16 protein-coding genes are annotated in these 19,098 nt (G+C 65.2%); 10 read left to right on the forward strand and 6 right to left on the reverse strand.

The window, feature by feature from the left end:
• The first annotated feature begins 2 nt into the window (after positions 1 to 2).
• From NMB41_RS05610 to NMB41_RS05620, 3 genes are all read left to right on the forward strand, one after another.
• Entirely contained in the window at positions 3 to 2,537 is a 2,535-nt protein-coding gene (locus NMB41_RS05610; protein ID WP_494381489.1) for an ABC transporter permease, read from the forward strand.
• 74 nt (positions 2,538 to 2,611) lie between these two features.
• The gene (locus tag NMB41_RS05615) at positions 2,612 to 3,001 is read left to right on the forward strand and encodes a group II truncated hemoglobin (protein ID WP_494381490.1); all 390 of its coding nucleotides are present in this window, start codon (positions 2,612 to 2,614) and stop codon (positions 2,999 to 3,001) included.
• On the forward strand, positions 3,001 to 4,320 hold the full coding sequence (locus NMB41_RS05620) for a DNA recombination protein RmuC (protein WP_494381491.1): 1,320 nt from the start codon (positions 3,001 to 3,003) through the stop codon (positions 4,318 to 4,320). Before NMB41_RS05615 ends, NMB41_RS05620 begins: the two co-directional genes overlap by 1 nt.
• A gap of 78 nt (positions 4,321 to 4,398) precedes the next feature.
• On the opposite strand, the gene NMB41_RS05625 is transcribed toward NMB41_RS05620, so the two are convergent.
• The 5 genes from NMB41_RS05625 to NMB41_RS05645 form a co-directional block, all read right to left on the reverse strand.
• Positions 4,399 to 4,620 carry a hypothetical protein gene (locus tag NMB41_RS05625; RefSeq protein WP_494381492.1) on the reverse strand — a complete coding sequence of 74 codons (222 nt, stop codon included), beginning with the start codon at positions 4,618 to 4,620 and terminating at the stop codon, positions 4,399 to 4,401.
• An 84-nt stretch (positions 4,621 to 4,704) separates the two neighbouring features.
• Positions 4,705 to 4,935, reverse strand: a complete 231-nt coding sequence (locus NMB41_RS05630) for an REP-associated tyrosine transposase (protein WP_494381493.1) — start codon at positions 4,933 to 4,935, stop codon at positions 4,705 to 4,707.
• Between the two features lie 151 nt (positions 4,936 to 5,086).
• A complete protein-coding gene (gene moeA / locus NMB41_RS05635; protein ID WP_494381494.1) occupies positions 5,087 to 6,964 on the reverse strand; it encodes a molybdopterin molybdotransferase MoeA in 1,878 nt (625 codons plus the stop codon).
• A 6-nt stretch (positions 6,965 to 6,970) separates the two neighbouring features.
• Positions 6,971 to 8,080 carry a GTP 3',8-cyclase MoaA gene (moaA, locus tag NMB41_RS05640; RefSeq protein WP_494381495.1) on the reverse strand — a complete coding sequence of 370 codons (1,110 nt, stop codon included), beginning with the start codon at positions 8,078 to 8,080 and terminating at the stop codon, positions 6,971 to 6,973.
• 115 nt (positions 8,081 to 8,195) lie between these two features.
• Positions 8,196 to 11,327: an Rne/Rng family ribonuclease gene (locus tag NMB41_RS05645; RefSeq protein WP_494381496.1), complete on the reverse strand. Its 3,132-nt coding sequence runs from the start codon at positions 11,325 to 11,327 to the stop codon at positions 8,196 to 8,198.
• A 667-nt stretch (positions 11,328 to 11,994) separates the two neighbouring features.
• Between NMB41_RS05645 and NMB41_RS05650 the strand changes: the two genes are divergently transcribed.
• The 4 genes from NMB41_RS05650 to NMB41_RS05665 are packed head-to-tail and all read left to right on the forward strand — an operon-like array spanning position 11,995 to position 15,123.
• Positions 11,995 to 12,975 carry an RluA family pseudouridine synthase gene (locus NMB41_RS05650; RefSeq protein ID WP_494381497.1) on the forward strand — a complete coding sequence of 327 codons (981 nt, stop codon included), beginning with the start codon at positions 11,995 to 11,997 and terminating at the stop codon, positions 12,973 to 12,975.
• 48 nt (positions 12,976 to 13,023) lie between these two features.
• A complete protein-coding gene (locus tag NMB41_RS05655; protein WP_494381498.1) occupies positions 13,024 to 13,683 on the forward strand; it encodes an HAD-IIIA family hydrolase in 660 nt (219 codons plus the stop codon).
• 17 nt (positions 13,684 to 13,700) lie between these two features.
• Positions 13,701 to 14,069, forward strand: coding sequence for a Rieske (2Fe-2S) protein (locus NMB41_RS05660; RefSeq protein ID WP_494381499.1), 369 nt, complete (start codon positions 13,701 to 13,703; stop codon positions 14,067 to 14,069).
• 43 nt (positions 14,070 to 14,112) lie between these two features.
• Positions 14,113 to 15,123, forward strand: a complete 1,011-nt coding sequence (locus NMB41_RS05665; RefSeq protein ID WP_494381500.1) for a S49 family peptidase — start codon at positions 14,113 to 14,115, stop codon at positions 15,121 to 15,123.
• Positions 15,124 to 15,603: 480 nt separating this feature from the next.
• Here the strand turns inward: NMB41_RS05665 and NMB41_RS05670 are convergent, their stop codons facing one another.
• A complete protein-coding gene (locus NMB41_RS05670) occupies positions 15,604 to 15,894 on the reverse strand; it encodes a hypothetical protein (RefSeq protein WP_494381501.1) in 291 nt (96 codons plus the stop codon).
• Positions 15,895 to 16,100: 206 nt separating this feature from the next.
• On the opposite strand from NMB41_RS05670, the gene NMB41_RS05675 reads away from it, so the two are divergent.
• The 3 genes from NMB41_RS05675 to NMB41_RS05685 all read left to right on the forward strand — a co-directional run bounded on the left by NMB41_RS05675 (position 16,101) and on the right by NMB41_RS05685 (position 19,086).
• Positions 16,101 to 16,820, forward strand: a complete 720-nt coding sequence (locus NMB41_RS05675; protein WP_494381502.1) for a pseudouridine synthase — start codon at positions 16,101 to 16,103, stop codon at positions 16,818 to 16,820.
• A 182-nt stretch (positions 16,821 to 17,002) separates the two neighbouring features.
• Positions 17,003 to 18,052, forward strand: a complete 1,050-nt coding sequence (locus NMB41_RS05680; RefSeq protein WP_494381503.1) for a phospholipase A — start codon at positions 17,003 to 17,005, stop codon at positions 18,050 to 18,052.
• A gap of 38 nt (positions 18,053 to 18,090) precedes the next feature.
• The gene (locus NMB41_RS05685) at positions 18,091 to 19,086 is read left to right on the forward strand and encodes a fumarylacetoacetate hydrolase family protein (protein ID WP_494381504.1); all 996 of its coding nucleotides are present in this window, start codon (positions 18,091 to 18,093) and stop codon (positions 19,084 to 19,086) included.
• Positions 19,087 to 19,098: the final 12 nt, after the last annotated feature.

Here is a 19,098-nt window from a genome sequence, read left to right on the forward strand (position 1 = left end):
CCATGCTGATGCAGTCCCTCCGCATGACCGCGCGCGACTGGCGCGCCGGCGAACTGCGCTTCCTGCTCGTCGCGCTGATCGTGGCCGTGTCGGCATTGTCCTCGGTCGGCTTCTTCATCGACCGCATGCGCGCAGGACTGGCGCGCGACGCCAACCAGCTGCTGGGCGCCGACCTGCTGGTCAACAGCGACGCGCCGCTGCGGCCCGCCTGGCGCCAGGAAGCCGAACGGCGCGGCCTGCTGCTGGCCGATACCGTCACCTTCCCGAGCATGGCCCAGGGCGGGGAGGGCGAAGCCTCGCAAGCCCAGCTGGCCTCGATCAAGGCGGTGTCAAACGGCTATCCGCTGCGCGGCGTCCTGCGCATCACCACCGATCCGGCGCAGGCCGGCGAAGCGCGTGGAACGGAGGCCGGTTCGATTCCGGCGCCCGGCACCGTCTGGGTCGACGCCAACCTGCTCACCGCGCTGAACGTCAAGATCGGCGACGCGCTCCAGGTGGGCGAGCGCAAGTTCACCATTGCCCAGCTGGTCGCGGCCGAACCGGACCGCGGCGCCTCGTTCGCCAACTTCGCGCCGCGCGTGATGCTCGCGCTGACCGACCTGAAATCCACCGGCCTGGTCGACGATTTTGCACGCGTGACCTACCGCCTGCTGGTGGCGGCGCCCTCGAACAACGACCTGGCGCGGGTGCGCGATTTCGACGCCTGGCTGCGCGCGCGCATCGCGCAGGACAACGTCAAGGGCGTGCGCATCGAGTCGATCGAAAACGGCCGTCCCGAAATGCAGGCCACCCTGGACCGCGCCGACCGCTTCCTGTCGCTGGTCGGCCTGCTCTCGGCCATGCTGGCGGCAGTCGCCGTGGCCATGGCGGCGCGCCGCTTCATGCAGCGCCACCTCGACGCCTGCGCCATGCTGCGCTGCCTGGGCATGACCCAGAACGGCGTCGGCGCCATGTACCTGATCGAATTCGCCATTGTCGGCCTGGCCGGCAGCGTCATCGGCGTGCTGGTGGGCTTCGGCGCGCACTTCGTGCTCCTGCAGCTGATCGGCACGCTGCTGCCCGCCGACCTGCCGCCGGTCTCGCCGCTGCCTGCGCTGCAGGGCATCGCCACCGGCATGCTGCTGCTGGTCGGCTTCGCGCTGCCGCCCGTTCTTCAACTGCGCAACGTGCCCCACAACCGCGTCATCCGGCGCGAGCAGGCCGCGCCCCAGCCGATGGCGCTGGCCACCTATGGCCTGGGCATCGGCGTCTTCGTCGCACTGCTGCTGTGGCAGGCCGGGGACCCGAAGCTGGCGCTGCTGACCGCCGGCGGCTTCCTGGGCGGCTTCGCGGTTTTCGGGCTGGTGGCCTGGCTCTCGCTCAAACTCCTGCGCCGCCTGCGCAACGTGTCGACGCACCAGGGCTGGCGCTTCGCCGTCACCTCGCTGCAGCGCCGGCCGGGCGCGACCATCGTGCAGGTGGTATCGCTGGCGCTCGGCCTGATGGCGCTCCTGCTGCTGACCGTGGTGCGCGGCGACCTGGTCGCGGCCTGGCAGCGCGCCACGCCCGAGAACGCGCCGAACCGCTTCGTTATCAACGTGCTGCCCGAGCAGAAGGACGACGTCGCGCGCCGCCTGGTCGGCGCCGGCGTCGCCCAGCCGGTGCTGTACCCGATGATCCGCGGCCGCCTCACCGCCGTCAACGGCAAGACCATCACCAGCGCCACCTATACCAGCGACGACGCGCGGCGCCTGTCGAACCGCGAATTCAACCTCTCGACCATGATCCAGGCGCCGCAAGGCAACGAGATTGTCGACGGCGCCTGGTACAAGGATGCGCCGGGCGTATCCGAAGCCTCGGTGGAGCAGGGCATCGCCAAGACGCTCGGCCTGAAACTGGGCGACGTGATGCGCTTCGACATGGCCGGCATCGTGGTCGACGCGAAAGTGACGAGCCTGCGCAAGCTCGAATGGGGTTCGATGCGGGCCAACTTCTTCGTCATCATCAATCCGCAAGCGATGAAGAACGCCCCGGCGACCTACATGACGGCCTTCCACCTGCCGCCCCAGGGCGCGAACCTGGGCAACACGCTGGCACGCACCTATCCGAACCTGACCGTGATCGACGTCAGCGGCATCATCCGCCAGGTGCAGGAGGTCGTCGACCAGGTGGTGGTCGCGGTCGAATTCCTGTTCCTGTTCACCCTGGCCTCGGGCGTGCTGGTGCTGTATGCGGCCCTGATGGGTTCGCAGTCCGAACGCACCCGCGAGGCGGGCCTGCTGCGCGCCCTGGGCGCCACGCGCAAGCAGCTGGCGCAGGCGCAGCGCATCGAGTTCGTGCTGGTGGGCGGCCTGGCCGGCCTGCTGGCCGCGAGCGGCGCGGCGCTGCTGGGCTGGGCGCTGGCGACTTACCAGTTCAAGTTCCCGTGGGTGTTCGAGCCGGGCGTGTGGCTGGCCGGGATCGTGGTCGGCGCGCTGTGCGCGCTGGTGGGCGGCTGGCTCGGGCTGCGCAGCGTACTCAGGCAGCCGCCGCTGCAGACGCTGCGGGAGGCCGGCTGACGCTATTCGGCGTTCCGCGTGGGCACGGGGTGCCCACCCTACCATCGGACATGGCGTTACGCTATCATGACGCCATGTCCGAGAACCAAACCTTGTACGACACCATCGGCGGCGAAGCGCGGCTGCGCGAACTGGTCGACCGCTTTTATGACCTGATGGAGCTGGAGCCTGAATTTGCCGGCATCCACGCCCTGCATCCCAAGCCGAACGACAGTTCGCGCGACAAACTCTTCATGTTCCTGTCCGGCTGGATGGGCGGCCCCGACCTGTTCGTCGAACGCCACGGCCACCCGCGCCTGCGCGCGCGCCATCTGCCCTTCGGCATCGGCACCAGCGAGCGCGATCAATGGCTGCGCGCGATGGCCTGGGCCATGGAAGACATCGGCATCGACGAAGACCTGCGCATGCGCCTGATGCAGTCCTTCTACCAGACCGCCGACTGGATGCGCAACAAGGCCGACTGATGCCCACATTCGAATTCTATGTCTTGCTGATTGCCCTGCTGGTGGTGATCGGCCTGTTGGCGCTGCTGCTCCTGCGCGGGCGCAGCGATGCCAGCGGCCTGGCCTTCGAGCGGCTCGAGCGCGAGGTGCGCCAGGAGCTGCAGCACAGCGCCCAGGCCACGCGCCAGGAACTGACCGGCCACATGGGCCAGCACCAGGGTGCGACCGTCCAGCAGCTGGAGAGCATGCGCCAGCAGATGCAGCTGCATGCGGCCGGCGGGCGCGAAGAGCAGGCGCGTTCATTGAAACGCTTTGCCGACACGCTCCAGCAGACATTAACTAACCTCACCGAATCGAATGCCCAGCGCATGCTGGAAGTGCGCGCCACGCTCGAGCACAAGATCCGCGACCTGCAGGTCGACAATGCGAAACGCCTGGAAGAGATGCGCCAGACGGTGGACGAAAAGCTGCACACGACACTCGAAACGCGCCTCACCGAATCCTTCCGCCAGGTCTCCGAGCGCCTGGAAAAGGTGCACCAGGGCCTGGGCGAAATGCAGCAGCTGGCCATCGGCGTGGGCGACCTCAAGCGCGTGCTGACCAATGTGAAGACGCGTGGCACCTGGGGCGAAGTGCAGCTCGAGATGCTGCTCGAGCAGGTGCTGACCGTCGACCAGTACGCCAAGAACGTCGAGACCGTGGCCGGCACCAATGCGCGCGTGGAATTCGCCATCAAGCTGCCCGGCGTGACCGACGGCGGCGCCCCGCTCTGGCTGCCGATCGACGCCAAGTTCCCGAAAGAGCAGTACGAGCGATTGCAGGAAGCGCAGGACTGCGCCGACGCCGAGGGCGTGGCGAAATATGGCGCCGAACTGGAACGCGCGGTGCGGCTGGAGGCGAAAACCATCTGCGAAAAATACGTCTCGCCGCCGCAGACGACCGATTTCGCGATCCTGTTCCTGCCGACCGAAGGCCTGTACGCCGAAGTCATGCGCCGTCCCGGCCTGGCCGACGATTTACAACGCACGCTGCGCGTCACCATCTCCGGCCCCTCGACCCTGTCCGCGCTGCTCAACAGCCTGCAGATGGGCTTCCGCACCCTGGCCCTGGAAAAGCGCTCGTCGGAAGTGTGGCAGGTGCTGGGCGCGGTGAAGACCGAATTCGGCAAGTTCGGCGACGTGCTGGCGGCCACCAAGCTGACGCTGGAGAAGGCGGCCAAGAACATCGAGAACGCCGAGGTGCGCAGCCGCCAGATGGCGAAGAAGTTGAAATCGGTGGAAGCGCTCCCGAGTGAAGCCGCGCAGTTGATGCTCGGTCCAGAGGCGGATGCAGACTCGTAGGGTGGGCGGGGTAATTTCGGCCAATGGCCGGAAATACGCCCACGCGTTCAACCGCCGCGTGATCGGCCGCACCATGTTCTACTCCCACCGCAATTCCACTTCACCAACCGGCCCGCACCAATCCGCCGGATAAACCCCGGTCCGCACATACCGGGCAAAACTCGAATGCGGCCACAACGCCGCGTGCGTCGCATGCCCGTGCTTCACCGCATTGATGTGAACGTAATCCATATGCGTGGCGAAGTCGCGCTCGTCCCTTATCTGATGCTCCCAGAAGCGGCGCTGCCAGATCGTCGCCACGCGCTGCCGCAGCATCGTTCGTGAAAGGGGAGCGTCGTCGTATAAATGGCGGCAGTTGTAGGAGACGCGGTGCTTGATTTCAGACTAGCGTCGTCCGAAGTCATGGTCGTCAGGCGGTAAGGTCCAGATGCAGTGCAAATGGTCCGGGAGCTGAACCCAGGCGTCGATCGTGAATGGTCGGCGTGCGCGAACCGCGAGGATGGCATCGCGTAGTGCGCGCAGGATCGCGTCATCGCACAGGATGGGGCGGCGGCGGTATGCGACCAGTGTGAAGAAGTAGGTGGAGCCGGTGAGGGCGCGGCGGAAGCGGGACATCGCGTGATCGTAGATCAGTGGCGGAGCATGCGGGAATCGAGCCGGCGGATCCGTGACGTCGGTCAAGCGGTGAGGATGGGCGGGCGTGCGTTGAACGCGTGGGCGGGGGACCCGCCCACCCTACGTCCCATCAATTAATGTTGTGGGATGGTCAAACCAGGCCTTCGAACATCAGCACGTCGACCATGTCCCCGGCACCCACATTGCCCTGCCCATCATGCAGCACCACCATGCAATTCGCCTCCGACATCGAGCGCAGGATGCCCGAGCCTTGCGAGCCGGTGATGGCGACCTGCGGCATCCCGTCCTCGCCGTGCGCGAGCATGCCGCGCTGGTATTCGGTGCGGCCGGGTTTCTTGCGGATCGCCCCGGCTGAGCGGGCACGCAACAGGGGCAGGGTGGCGTCGGCGCCCATCATGCGCAGCAGCGCTTCGCGCGCGAAGAAGTAGAACGAGACCATCACCGCCACCGGATTACCGGGCAGGCCGAACAGGAAGGCGCTGTGGCCGTTCGAGGCAATGCGCCCGAAGGCCAGCGGCCGGCCGGGACGCATGCCGATCTTCCAGAAGGTGACGTCGCCCAGGCGCGCCATGATCTGCCTGGTGTAATCGGCCGCGCCCACCGAGACGCCGCCCGAGGTGATGATGGCGTCGGCGTTCTCGCAGGCGCTGCGCAGCGCCTCTTCCAGCGCGGCCGGGTCGTCGCGCACGATGCCCATGTCGATGATGTCGCAGCCCAGGCGCTGCAGCATGCCGTAGATCGTGTAGCGGTTGCTGTCGTAGACGCTGCCTTCGTCGAGCGGCTGGCCGATCGAGCGCAGTTCGTCGCCGGTCGAAAAGAAGGCAACGCGCAGGCGGCGCCGCACCGGCACCTCGGCAATGCCGAGCGATGCGACCAGGCCGAGGTCGGCCGGCCGGATGATTTTCCCGGCACGCAGCGCAGCGCTGCCCGCCTTCAGGTCTTCGCCCGCGAAGCGCCGGTTGTCGCCAGGCTTCAACACGCCGGCCGCGATGACGATGGCCGCTGCGCCTTCCTCGGCCACGAATTCCTGCGGGATCACGCTGTCGCAGCCCGCGGGCATGACGCCGCCCGTCATGATGCGCACGCATTCGCCCGCTCCTGGCGCCAGCTCCATCGGCTTGCCCGCGTACACGGTGCCGATCACTGTGAATTTCGCCTGGCCCTCTGCAGGCAGGTCGGCGCCGCGCAGCGCGTAGCCGTCCATGGCCGAGTTGTCGTGGGCCGGCACGTTGATGGGCGAGACGATGTCGCGCGCGAGCACCCGTCCCAGCGCCGAGCGCAGCGCCACCTGCTCGAGCGCCTGCACGGGCTGGACGAATTCGCGGATGATGCGCTGCGCGTCTTTCACGGGCAGGGCATCCGGATCGTAGCCGGACAGGCAGCTCGTCACGTCCGCCAGGCGCGGCGCACGCGTGGTGTCGAGGCTGTGCAGTTCGTCGAGCGTATTGATGTTGCGGAAGGCATCGGCGTCGTCAAACCGCACCTCGACAGCCTTCAAATCCTTGTACCAGCCATCCATGCGCCGTCCGCCTTCAAGCAGGTACTGCGACAGGATGGGCAGCAGCGACGCCTTCACCAGGCAGAACACCGGATGCGGCTGCGGGCGCTGGCCCGGCTCCTGCGTCATCGCGAACGCGAGGTCCGCGTCCTGCTCGCGCAGCGCCGCCAGCAGCTTCTCGGCCAGGTCGGGCGGCAGGAAGGGCGAATCGCAGGGGGCAGTCAACAAAAACTCGGTCTGGCAGCGCCGCATGCCCGTTTCCATGCCGGCCAGCGGTCCGGCGAAACCTGCCAGGTCGTCCGGCCACACCGGCACGCCAAGCGCGGCATAGGTGTCCTGGTTCTGGTTGGCGTTGATCGCCACGTTTGCCACCTGCGGGGCGAGGCGCTCCAGGACGTGCGCCGCCATGGTCTTGCCGCGGAAGGGCTGGAGGCCCTTGTCGACCTGGCCCATGCGCGTGCCGCGTCCGCCAGCCAAAATCAGGCCGCTGATCGATGCTTGTTGTGTCATTTGTTGTTAACCGCCGATGTAGGACATTTCAACTTTGCGCACGCCCGGCTCATCGCGCCCGGTGGCTGCCGTACGCGTTTCGGAATAACGATCGGTACGCGCCCGCCACACGCCGGCGATCGCGCCGCTGAGCGCCAGGTCGTCGTGGCCGGCGCGCAGCAGGGCGCGCAGGTCGTGGCCGCGGGTGGCGAACAAACACGTGTACAGCTTGCCCTCGGTCGACAGGCGCATGCGGCTGCAATCCTTGCAGAAGGCCCCGGTGACGCTCGAGATGACGCCCACTTCGCCGCTGCCGTCGAGATAGCGCCAGCGCGCCGCGGTCTCGCCCGTGTAGTTGGCGGCGACCGGCGCCAGGGGCAGCTCGGCGCCGATGCGGCGCACCACTTCGCCCGACGGGACGACTTCGTCCATGTTCCAGCCGTTCGAAGCGCCCACGTCCATGTATTCGATGAAGCGCAGGATGGTCGGCGAGCCTTTGAAGTGGCGCGCCATCGGGACGATTTGCTCGTCGTTGCTGCCGCGCTTGACGACCATGTTGACCTTGACCGGCCCGAGCCCGAGGGCATGCGCGGCGTCGATCCCGGCCAGCACCTCGGCCACCGAGAAATCGACGTCATTCATGCGCTTGAAGACGGCGTCGTCCAGGGCGTCGAGCGAGACCGTGACGCGGTCGAGGCCCGCGTCCTTCAGGGCGCGCGCCTTGCGGGCCAGGAGCGAGCCGTTGGTGGTGAGCGTCAGGTCGAGCGGGCGGCCCGAGGGAGTGGGCAGCGCGCGCAGCATCGCCACCAGGTGTTCCAGGTTCTTGCGCAGCAGCGGTTCGCCCCCGGTCAGGCGTATCTTCTCGACGCCATGGGCGATGAACAGCCGCGCCACGCGCGTGATTTCCTCGAACGAGAGCAGGTCGCCATGGGGCAGGTAAGGGTAGTCCTTGCCGAACACTTCCTTCGGCATGCAGTACACGCAGCGGAAATTGCAGCGGTCGGTGACCGAGATGCGCAGGTCGTGCAAGGGGCGCGCGAGCGCGTCGGCAAGGTGGCCGGTGGGCGCGGCGGGTACTGCCGGGACGGCCAGCGCGGGTGCGCGCAGGTCGTGGAGCATGATGATTTTTTCAGACATGCCAATACGATAGCACGAGGCCAGCCTGCGCACAGGGGCCCGGCGCCGGACGCGGCCGCGCAATGAAAAAGGGCCTGCATGCGCAGGCCCTTTCTTGCAGATCAACCCGGCCGGATTACTGGCGCGTGTCGACCTGGATCAGCGGCTCGTCGGCCAGCTTCGGAACCGGCTTGCGGGCACGGCCGACACGCACCGGGGCGGCTGCCTGGGCGGCCGCTTCCTGGGCTGCGCGCAGCTTTTCCGGATCGGTCGCGGCCAGGGTCAGGCCGGCGGCGCCGAGCGCTTCGCTCAGGTCGACGGTTGCCACCGGCGCCACGGCAGCCTGCGGGGCAGGCGCCGGCGCTGGTGCCGGCGCTGCCGGAGCAGGCGCAGCAACCGGTGCTGGTGCGACCGGGGCCGCGGCAACAGGCGCTTCGACAACCGGAGCAGCAACAGGCGCCGCAGCAACAGGCGCCGCAGCAACAGGCGCCGCAGCAACTGGAGCCGGAGCAACAGGCGCTTTAGCGACCGGTACCGGCGCTGCAGGAGCGGCCTGCACCGGTTCTGCTGCCGGTTTCGACTGCGCTGCCGCGATCGAGGCGGCGGTCGGGAAGGCCCAAGCCTGGCCCGTTGCCTGCGGCACACCGAAATTCGGCGCCGAAGCGGGAGCAGGGGCAGCGACCGGCGCCGGAGCGGCGGCAGCGGCAGCCTGGGCTTGCTGGGCGGCGATCGAAGCGGCGGTCGGGAATGGCCATGGCGTCTGCTTGGCAGCTTGCTGGCGGCCTTCGCCACGTCCACGGCCACGGCCGGTCTTCTCGGCGGCGGCTACTTTCGCGGCTTCCTCGTCGGCGACCGGCATGAATGCCGGCGTACCTTCGTTCTCGGCTTGCTCGCCCGACTCGATTTCGCTGCCGTCGCGGTCGCGGCGGTTGCGGTTGCGGCCACCACGGCGGCGGCGGCGGCGCGGCTCGTCGCCTTCGCCTTCGGCTTCTTCGCCCAGTGGACCGGTACTGGTCACGGCCTTGACGGCGTGCTCGAGCTGGTCGCCATGCGGCGTCGTGGTCGACAGTTCCGATTCAGGCGTCGCGATTGCCACGGCAGCGGTCAGGCCGGTCAGTTCGTCGAGCTTGGCTTCGACCGGCTGCTGGCGCTCGGTGCGTTCGCGCGGCTGGCGTGGTGCGCGTTCAGGACGCTCTGCACGTTCCGGACGCTCGCCACGTTCGGCGCGCGGGGCCGGGACAGCTGCTTCGGCGCCTTCACGTGCTTCACGCGGAGCGCGTGGCTCGCGTGGCGGACGCGGTGGACGTGCCGGCTTGCCCTCGTCGCCTGCCTTGACGGCGTCGTCCACGCCGGCCTTGGCCGTCGCGTCGCGCTCTTCGCGGCTGCGCTCAGGCTTGCCGTTGCGGCCTTCAGGGCGTCCGTTACGGCCACGCGGGCCACGGGCGTTGCGCTCGCCGCGCTCGCCTGGGGCAGCTGCGGCCGGCTTGGCCGGTGCAGGCGCCACTGGGGCCGCTGCGACCGGTTCCGGTTCGCCGAAGAAGAAGGCCTTGATTTTAGCGAAGAAACCGACCGGTTCGGCTGCGACAGGTGCAACCGGTGCGGCTGCAACTTCCACGGGCTTGACTGGCTTGGCCGCTTCGCTGCGGTCGACCACGGGCGCCGGCTGGGCCGGGGTGATGGTCTTGACCATGGCTTCCTGGCGCGGCTTGGCTTCTTCCTTCTGGCGCTTGCTGTAGGCCATGTCGGTTTCGGTCGATTCGGCCAGCGTGTAGCTGGCGACGGCTTCTTCCAGGCGCGGATCGTCGTGCTTGATGCGCTCGAGCTTGTAGTGCGGGGTGTCGAGGTGCTTGTTCGGCACCAGGATCACGGTGATGCGGTGGCGGTTCTCGATTTTCAGGACTTCGCCGCGCTTCTCGTTCAACAGGAAGGCTGCGACGTCGACCGGCACTTGCACGTGGATCGTGGCCGAGTTTTCCTTCATCGCCTCTTCCTGGATGATGCGCAGGACTTGCAGGGCCGACGATTCGGTGTCGCGGATGTGGCCGGTGCCCGAGCAGCGCGGGCAGGTCACGTGCGAGCCTTCGGACAGCGAAGGACGCAGGCGCTGGCGCGACAGTTCCATCAGGCCGAAGCGGGAAATCTTGCCCATCTGGACGCGTGCACGGTCGTGGTGCAGGGCGTCTTTCAGGCGGGTTTCGACTTCGCGCTGGTTCTTCGCCACTTCCATGTCGATGAAGTCGATGACGATCAGGCCGCCCAAATCGCGCAGGCGCAATTGGCGGGCCACTTCATCGGCTGCTTCGCAGTTGGTGTTGAAGGCCGTCGTTTCGATGTCCGAGCCGCGCGTGGCGCGCGCTGAGTTGACGTCGATGGAAACGAGCGCTTCGGTGTGGTCGATGACGATGGCGCCGCCCGATGGCAGCGGCACGGTGCGCGCGTAGGCGGTCTCGATCTGGTGTTCGATCTGGAAACGCGAGAACAGCGGCACGTCGTCGCTGTAACGCTTCACGCGGTGCGCCATGTCGGGCATGACGTGGCTCATGAACTGCTGGGCCTGTTCGTAGATTTCGTCGGTGTCGATCAGGACTTCGCCGATGTCAGGCTGGAAGTAATCGCGGATCGCGCGGATCACGAGCGAGCTTTCCTGATAGATCAGGAAGGCGCCCGAAGCCGACTTGCCGGCGCCTTCGATCGCGCGCCAGAGTTGCATCAGGTAATTCAAATCCCACTGCAGTTCTTCGACGTTGCGGCCGATGCCGGCGGTACGGGCAATCACCGACATGCCTTGCGGCAGGTCCAGCTTGTCCATCGTCTCGCGCAGTTCCTGGCGCTCTTCGCCTTCGACACGGCGCGACACGCCGCCGCCGCGCGGGTTGTTCGGCATCAAGACCAGGTAGCGGCCCGCCAGCGAGATGAACGAGGTCAGGGCAGCGCCCTTGTTACCGCGTTCTTCCTTTTCGACCTGCACCATGATTTCCTGGCCTTCGCGCAGTGCTTCCTTGATGGAGGCATTGCGCACGTCGACACCTTCACGGAAATACGTGCGGGCAACTTCTTTGAAGGGGAGGAAGCCGTGGCGGTCTTCGCCGTAGCTGACGAAGCAAGCTTCGAGGGAGGGTTCGATGCGGGTGATGACACCCTTGTAGATATTCGACTTGCGCTGTTCGCGTCCGGCCGTTTCGATATCGATGTCGATCAGTTTTTGACCGTCGACGATCGCTACGCGCAATTCTTCTTGCTGCGTAGCGTTAAACAACATACGTTTCATTATTGACTCCGCGACCCATGGGTCGTTCCAAAGCCGCCTTGCCAGGGCGGCAAAACTATAGGGACATACGCGGGAGGGGAGAGCTGGAGGGGGTGTATGCCCGGGCGGGCGGCGCGGCGATGGAAAATCATCGCTGCCGCCACGGGGCGCAAATGGGGTCGATCGTCATGCCGAGGGCACGCCGCACCTGGGCCGCTCGTCGAGGAGCGGTACGACCGGGTGCAGACGGTGCGCGCAAAACCAGCCTGACCGTTTACAGCGAACACACGAAGACTGCGATGACAGGCGATGTAATCAGCCTTGTCTCCCAAGCCTTGTGCAGGAGGCTTGCAACGGGTCGGGCGAAACGACAAGCGTTATCGACACCATCAACCGGCGAGCTTGCTTTAAAAAAAGCCAGCTTTCCGGTACTTATCCTTACAGTTCCAAACAATCCAATCCGGCACTCCTGCACGCGATCCGATTACAACTGCGGTGCAACCCTGATCGACGCAGGAATGTGCGTACACGTTTTTTCCATCGAATTTGCATGCCTGCGGGGCCGATGGAGCGCGCCCCTGTGTAAAATATCGTTTTAATTCTTACACCTGCAGAGGTTTGACCGCCGCCTGTCGATTATATATTCAAAATGAAGGACTTAGAGAGAATTTCTGGGAAGACAGGCCACATGAAGATGCAAAACGATGTTGTTCCCCCTTCATCACAGGCGTTAGCTGCAACTTTCGTCACGATCACCGAAGAAGAAGCTGGACAGCGCATCGATAACTACCTGCTGCGCGTCTGCAAAGGCGTACCGAAAAGCCACATTTACCGCATCCTGCGGTCCGGCGAAGTGCGCGTCAACAAGGGCCGAATCGACCAGCTGTACCGCCTGGTCGAAGGCGACCTGGTGCGCATTCCACCGATCCGGATTGCCGAAAAGACGCACACGGCGCCGGTGCCGGGCGCCGAATTTCGCATCGTCCATGAAGACACGCATTTGCTCGTCATCGACAAGCCGGCCGGCGTGGCCGTGCACGGCGGCTCGGGCGTGTCGTATGGCGTGATCGAACAATTGCGCGCGGCGCGGCCGGATGCCAAGTTCCTGGAACTGGTGCACCGCCTCGACCGCGAAACCTCCGGCCTATTGTTGTTGGCGAAAAAACGTTCGGCGCTGACCAATTTGCACGAGCAAATGCGCGACGGCCATACCGATAAGCGTTACCTGGCCGCCGTGCCGGGCGACTGGACGAATAAACGTCAGCACGTGAAATTGCCACTGCACAAGTTTTCGACGCCCGATGGCGAGCGCCGCGTGGTGGTGCAGGCCGGCGGCATGGAATCGCACACGATTTTTAATTTGCTGCGCAAATGGGAACATTTCGCCTTGCTGGAAGCGGAATTGAAAACCGGACGCACCCACCAGATTCGCGTTCATCTGGCTTCGTCGGGCTTTCCCATCCTCGGCGACGAGAAATACGGCGATTTCGCCCTGAACAAGCAATTGCAAAAAGCCGATGCAACACGCGGCGCCTTGCGCCGCATGTTCCTGCACGCCTACAAAATCACGTTTACGCATCCGGAAACCGGCAAACCAATGACCCTGCAGGCACCCTTGCCTGCGGAATGTGACCGTTTCTTGTTAAGCTTAGGGCAAGCAATCAATTGAACGTCTGTTCACACAGGTAAAAAGAGGAGCCGGCCTACGCCGGAAGAAATGCCAAGAAAGCAATTTGATCTGATCGTGTTCGACTGGGACGGCACGCTGATGGACAGCACGGTCGCTATCGTCAAGTGCATCCAGGCCGCCGCCCGCGACGTCGGCTTGCCGGTGCCGAGCGACGATGCCGCTGCCCACGTCATCGGCCTGGCGCTGCCCGAAGCGATGCAGGCGGCCGTGCCCGACATGGCGCCGGCCATGTATCCGCGCATGGTCGAGCGCTACCGTTATCACTTTCTCACGAAAGACCACGAACTGGTGCTGTTCAAGGGCGTGCGCGAGATGTTGAATGAACTGTCGCAACAGGGCTATTTCCTGGCAGTTGCCACGGGCAAAAGCCGCGTCGGGCTGAACCGGGCCCTGAATGCGGCCGGCCTGCTCTCGCTGTTCGATGCCACGCGCTGCGCCGACGAAACCTTCTCCAAGCCCCATCCGGCCATGCTGCAGGAATTGACGCGCGAACTGGGCCAGGACATGCGCCGCACCGTCATGATCGGCGATACCACCCACGATTTGTTGATGGCCAAGAATGCCGGCGCCGCCGCCATCGCGGTCGAATACGGCGCCCACCCGGTCGACCAGCTGCAAGCCTGCCGTCCCCTGTATTCGGCAAAGACCGCGGTCGAACTGCACGCCTGGCTGGCCGAATACGCGTGACGGCGATGGTCGAAGCGATGCCTGCGGTTCTCATCTGCGATGCGGAGCGGCTCGTCGACGGCGGGGAGGGCGTACGCTTTCCGGTCGCCGTCTTCGGCGAAGCGGCAACCGGTTTCGTCGTGCGCTTCAAGGGCGCGCCCTATGCCTACCTGAATCGTTGCGCCCATGTGCCGATGGAACTGGACTGGGTGCAAGGGCAGTTTTTCGAATCGAGCGGCGAATTCCTCATGTGCGCGACCCACGGCGCCGTCTACCGTCCCGAGACCGGCGTCTGCGCGGGCGGCCCTTGCCGTGGCGCCAAGCTGCGCCCGATCGCGGTGCGTGAAGAGGGCGGCAAAGTGTACTGGCAGCCGGACGAGCGGGTCAGCCCGCCGGCGGGCATCTAATAGAGAATTATTCCTTCAACTCACGGGGCTCCAAGAAACCTTAATGAGCGAGAACATCAAGCATGACAACGGCGACGCCCACGGCGGCGACGGCCATTTTGTCGCCAACCCCACCGCCGGCAACTGGGAACGCGAGACCCTCGAAAAGCTCGTGTTCGCAACGATCAAGGAGCGGCGCGCGGCGCGGCGCTGGAGCATTTTCTTCCGGCTGGCCTTCCTCACCATCGCGGTCGTGGGCCTGTGGACGTATTTCGACCTCAGCCTTGGCGGGGATGACGAAAACCTGGGGCGCCACACCGCGTTAATCGAAATTAACGGCGAGATCGAAGCAGAAGGCAGCGGCGCGGCCGACAATGTCATCCCTTCGCTGAACAAAGCCTTTGCCGACGCCGGTTCGGCCGCCGTGGTGCTGCGCATCGACAGTCCGGGCGGCAGCCCGGTGCAGGCAGGCATCATCGTCGACGAGATCCGGCGCCTGAAGCGCGGCTACCCGGACAAGCCGCTGTATGTCGTGGTCGACGAGATCTGCGCTTCGGGCGGTTACTATATTGCCGCCGCCGCCGACCGCATCTATGTCAATAAGGCCAGCATCGTCGGCTCGGTCGGCGTGCTGATGGACAGTTTCGGCTTTACCGGCACCATGGAAAAGCTCGGCGTCGAGCGGCGCCTGCTGACGGCCGGCGCGAACAAGGGTTTTCTCGACCCGTTCAGCCCGCAGTCCGACAAGCACCGCGCCCACGCCCAGGAAATGCTCAACGAGATCCACCAGCAATTCATCACGGTGGTACGCGCCGGCCGCGGCACGCGCCTGAAGGAAACGCCGGAGATGTTCTCAGGGCTGTACTGGACCGGCGCCAAGGCAGTCGACATGGGCCTGGCCGATGGTTTCGGAACGGTCGACACGGTCGCGCGCGACATCGTGAAGGCCGAAGACATCGTCGATTACACGGCGCACGAAGGCTTGCCGGAGCGGGTGCTGAAGAAATTCGGCGCCTCGGTGAGTGAGGGTGCGCTGAAAGCGATGTCGCGCACGACACTTCCGAAACTTAACTGATTCTCCTCAATATCTCCTTGAATGTTCCGTAAGATGCACTATAGTGAATCTTGTAGTTATTTCCAGGAGGGGCGATCAATAACACGTGCCAACCTGTTCGCAATCGTAAAATCTGGTGACACTACCACCCGCATGCGTGCGGTTTCGAGAGAATTCAATTCCTCATAGTAAGAGCCCTTCCCGGGGGCGAAAACGACGGCGCAAGCCGTCGTTTTCATTTGTGGGGCTTATGAATAAGGATCAATTCATAGGGGGAGTTACTGAATGGGTCGCACCCGATCGCAAAGGGCGTAGGGTGGGCGGCTCCACCCGAGCGGTAGCATATACGCTACGTCATTGCCGCCCACGCGTTCAACCACCCTGTGATCCATCGCGACATGCATGTGTGCGTTGAACGCGTGGGCGGCGCAACCGCTACGTGAGTGCCCACTCTAGGGTATAGCCGCCCACCCTACGCCCTCCGGCACATCGTCCGTTCCTTCATGCAGTGCCGTTATCCGCGACTACCTCCTCATGCTGCACAAACCCCCCACGCTCGAGCCAGGCCTGGAAATCGCGCTGCGCGCAGGCAAACCAGGCGGCGCGCAGCGGCGGGTTGCCGTGGCCGCGCAGATGGGGAATAGTGCCGCCGCAGGTCCATCGCGCGAGCGCCAGGCGGGTGGGAAACTGGGCGCACTGCGAACGCGCCAGCGAGAGACGCGCCGCCCGGACCGACGCGGAAGCGACGGTCGGCGTGGCGGCATCGTGTGGCGTAGGATTCACTGCTTGCATGTTGTCCTCTTTTGTTGAGTGATTTGTCCTAGCGGTTCCTCATCAATTCCGGACGCGCTGTAGGTCGATTCCTAATGGGATTGAAGTCTATCAATGGATCTCCCGCTACGATTGATCTAGCGCAAACGCGTGCATACTTTCGATCCCTGGGGAAACAGTCCGTTCCTGTCTTTGCCGCTCCTGGCCCTTCTGTTACAGTCTCGCCCATGAGTAAATTATCCCTGGACCGGATCCTGCAATCGCAGGGTTTCGGTACCCGCAAGTATTGCCGCGCCCTGATCGAAGACGGCGACGTCGCCGTGAATGGCGCCATTGTCGACAACTACAAGCTGACGGTCGAGACCGATGGCCTGGTGCTGACGGTATTCGACGACGAGTGGATCTACCGCGAGCGTGTCTACATCGCCCTGTATAAACCGGCCAATTTCGAGTGTTCGCGCAAACCGAGCCACCATCCCGGCGTGCTGACGCTGTTGCCGGAACAGTTTACATGGCGCGACGTGCAGCCGGTCGGCCGCCTCGACCACGACACCACGGGCCTGCTCCTGATGTCGGACGACGGCCCCTTCATCCACGCCCAATCCTCGCCCAAGCGCCATGTGCCCAAGGTCTACCAGGCCACGACCGCCGAGCCGGTGACGCCTGAACTGGTCGAGCAATTGCTCGCCGGCGTGCAACTGCACGACGAACCGGCGCCGCTGCGCGCGCTGTCCTGCGTGGCCCATGGCGAGCACGGCATCGAAATCGTACTGGAGCAGGGTAAATACCACCAGGTCAAGCGCATGCTGGCGGCGGCGGGTAACCATTGCAGCGCCTTGCATCGCTCGGCGATTGGCGGCTTGACGCTGGAGTCGCTCGGCTTGAAAGAGGGCGAGTGGTGTTTCCTGGAGCAGGCGCAGCTCGATCTGCTGGTAGCTGCAACCTGAGACCTGGCGCCGCGTGTCTGCGGGCGATGAGTCGCCCCGCATGCATGCCGGGCGCTCCCGTGCGACGAAAAACTGCGTTTTTCGTCACACTGCATACTGACTCGCGTCGAATCGTGGTCGGCGCGTGTAGATGCAGTCGGACGAGACGGCGTATTTTCCTCGCAACCGATCACTGTTCAAAGATGCCGTCCACCACCCGTACCCTCCTGTTATCCCTCCCCCTGTTCGTCGCCGCCACTGCAAGCGCGCAAGAAGCGCCCAAGGTGCTGGCCGATTGCGCCAACATCGGGGACAAGGTCGAGCGCCTGGCCTGTTTCGACCAGCTCGCCGCCACGCCGGCGCCACGCACCGAGCCGGCCGTGGTCGTCAACCAGGTCGCAGGCGCCCCGGCCGCCACCGCCGTCGTGGCAGTGGCCACGGCGCAGCCGTCGGCCGAAAGCAGCGCCAAGTTCAGCCAGCTCGACCATTGGGAACTGGACCAGCCATATCGCCGCGGCGTGTTCAAGTTCCGCCCGCACCATGCCAACTACCTGATCGGCATGCGCTCCTACAGCGTCAACGACAAGCCCTACCAGGTATTCCGTGAGCTCGCCGACGACGACGCGCGCCTGTCGAAAGGCGAGCTGGCTTTCCAGCTGAGCTTCAAGATGAAGATGCTGGAAGGTATGTTCGGGAAACCGGTCGACCTGTGGTTCGGCTACACCCAGAACAGCTTCTGGCAGGCGGCCAACAGCAAGGCCTCCAGTCCTTTCCGCGAAACGAATTACCAGCCTGAACTCATGGCGATCGTACCGCTCGCCTTCGACGTGGGCGGCTTCAAGCTGACCCATGCGGGCCTGGGCGTGAACCACCAGTCGAACGGCCAGTCGGCATCGCTATCGCGCAGCTGGAACCGCGTGTATGCCCAGCTCGGCGTCGAAAAGGCCGGCTTCTCCGCCACGGCCCGCGTCTGGAAACGCCTGAGCGAAGACGACGACGATAACCCGGACCTGGTCGACTTCATGGGTCATGGCGACCTGGCGCTGGCCTACCGCAGCAACGACCATATTTATTCGACGACACTGCGCTACAACACGCATACCGATAAGGGCGCCATCCAGGCCGGCTGGGCATTTCCGCTGGCCGGCAACCTGAAGGGCTATGCCCAGGCCTTCGCCGGCTATGGCCAGAGCCTGATCGACTACAACTACTTCCAGCGCTCGGTCGGCCTGGGTATCCTCGGCACCTTCTGATCCTCTACAATGGCGGCTTGATGATTCGTTAAGCCCCCATGAAACTCGCCACAATCAAGGATGGCAGCCGCGACGGCCAGCTTGCCGTCGTCGCGCGCGACCTGAAAACCGCGCACATGGCCGATGCCATCGCGCCGACCCTGCAGGCCGCGCTTGACGACTGGGCCTTCATCGCTCCCCAGCTCGACAGCCTCTACCTCCAGCTCAACGCCGGCCAGGCAAGGCGCGCCTTCGATTTCGATCCGGCGCAGTGCATGGCGCCGCTGCCGCGCGCTTGCACGCTGGCGAGCGGCGCGGCCTGGCCCCACCACCTGGCGCTGGAAGCGCGCGCCGCCGGCGTCGAGGCGCCGGCTACCCTGCTCGACGCCCCGCGCATGGTGCAGGGCGGGGGCGCGCTGCTCGGCGCCTGCGACGACATCGTGCTGGCGCATGAAGAATGGGGCATCGATTTCGGCGCCGGACTGGCGGCGATTGTCGACGACCTGGCCCCGGGCGCCACGCCCGACGAAGCGCACGGCCGCATCCGGCTGCTGGCGCTGGTCAATGCGCTCACCCTGCGCAATTTGCTGCCCGACGAACTGGCCCGGGGCGGCGGCCCCTTGCAAGCGACGCCGGCGACCGGCTTTGCGCCGGTGGTGGTCACGCCGGACGAGCTGGGCGAGGCCTGGCGCGGAGGCAAGCTGCACCTGCGCCTGCGCGCTACCCTGAACGGCAACCTGGTCGGCCAGCCGGATGCAGGCGTCGACATGGCCTTCAATTTCCCCCAACTCATTGCGCACCTGTGCAAAACGCGCGCGCTCGGCGCCGGCAGCATTGTCGCGGCCGGGCCGGTGTCGAACAAGGAAAGCAGCAAGCGCGGGGCGGTGGCGCCGGGGTATTCGTGTATTGCCGAGCAGCGTTATCTGGAAACGATTGCGGAAGGGGCGCCAGTGACGCCGTATATGCGCTTCGGGGATACGATCCGTGTCGAAATGCTGGAAGAAAAGGGGAAGTCGGTATTTGGGGCGATCGAGCAGAAGGTCAACAAGGCGTAATTCGCGAAGTTT

Source organism: Massilia sp. FBCC-B171 (assembly GCF_059134155.1).

Bases quoted from the DNA above. Each gene is read 5' to 3' on its own strand.
- NMB41_RS05610 (WP_494381489.1), top strand. From the start codon at position 3: ATGCTGATGCAGTCCCTCCGCATGACCGCGCGCGACTGGCGCGCCGGC.
- NMB41_RS05615 (WP_494381490.1), top strand. From the start codon at position 2,612: ATGTCCGAGAACCAAACCTTGTACGACACCATCGGCGGCGAAGCGCGG.
- NMB41_RS05620 (WP_494381491.1), top strand. From the start codon at position 3,001: ATGCCCACATTCGAATTCTATGTCTTGCTGATTGCCCTGCTGGTGGTG.
- NMB41_RS05630 (WP_494381493.1), bottom strand. From the start codon at position 4,935: ATGTCCCGCTTCCGCCGCGCCCTCACCGGCTCCACCTACTTCTTCACA.
- moeA (WP_494381494.1), bottom strand. From the start codon at position 6,964: ATGACACAACAAGCATCGATCAGCGGCCTGATTTTGGCTGGCGGACGC.
- moaA (WP_494381495.1), bottom strand. From the start codon at position 8,080: ATGTCTGAAAAAATCATCATGCTCCACGACCTGCGCGCACCCGCGCTG.
- NMB41_RS05645 (WP_494381496.1), bottom strand. From the start codon at position 11,327: ATGAAACGTATGTTGTTTAACGCTACGCAGCAAGAAGAATTGCGCGTA.
- NMB41_RS05650 (WP_494381497.1), top strand. From the start codon at position 11,995: ATGAAGATGCAAAACGATGTTGTTCCCCCTTCATCACAGGCGTTAGCT.
- NMB41_RS05655 (WP_494381498.1), top strand. From the start codon at position 13,024: ATGCCAAGAAAGCAATTTGATCTGATCGTGTTCGACTGGGACGGCACG.
- NMB41_RS05660 (WP_494381499.1), top strand. From the start codon at position 13,701: ATGCCTGCGGTTCTCATCTGCGATGCGGAGCGGCTCGTCGACGGCGGG.
- NMB41_RS05665 (WP_494381500.1), top strand. From the start codon at position 14,113: ATGAGCGAGAACATCAAGCATGACAACGGCGACGCCCACGGCGGCGAC.
- NMB41_RS05670 (WP_494381501.1), bottom strand. From the start codon at position 15,894: ATGCAAGCAGTGAATCCTACGCCACACGATGCCGCCACGCCGACCGTC.
- NMB41_RS05675 (WP_494381502.1), top strand. From the start codon at position 16,101: ATGAGTAAATTATCCCTGGACCGGATCCTGCAATCGCAGGGTTTCGGT.
- NMB41_RS05680 (WP_494381503.1), top strand. From the start codon at position 17,003: ATGCCGTCCACCACCCGTACCCTCCTGTTATCCCTCCCCCTGTTCGTC.
- NMB41_RS05685 (WP_494381504.1), top strand. From the start codon at position 18,091: ATGAAACTCGCCACAATCAAGGATGGCAGCCGCGACGGCCAGCTTGCC.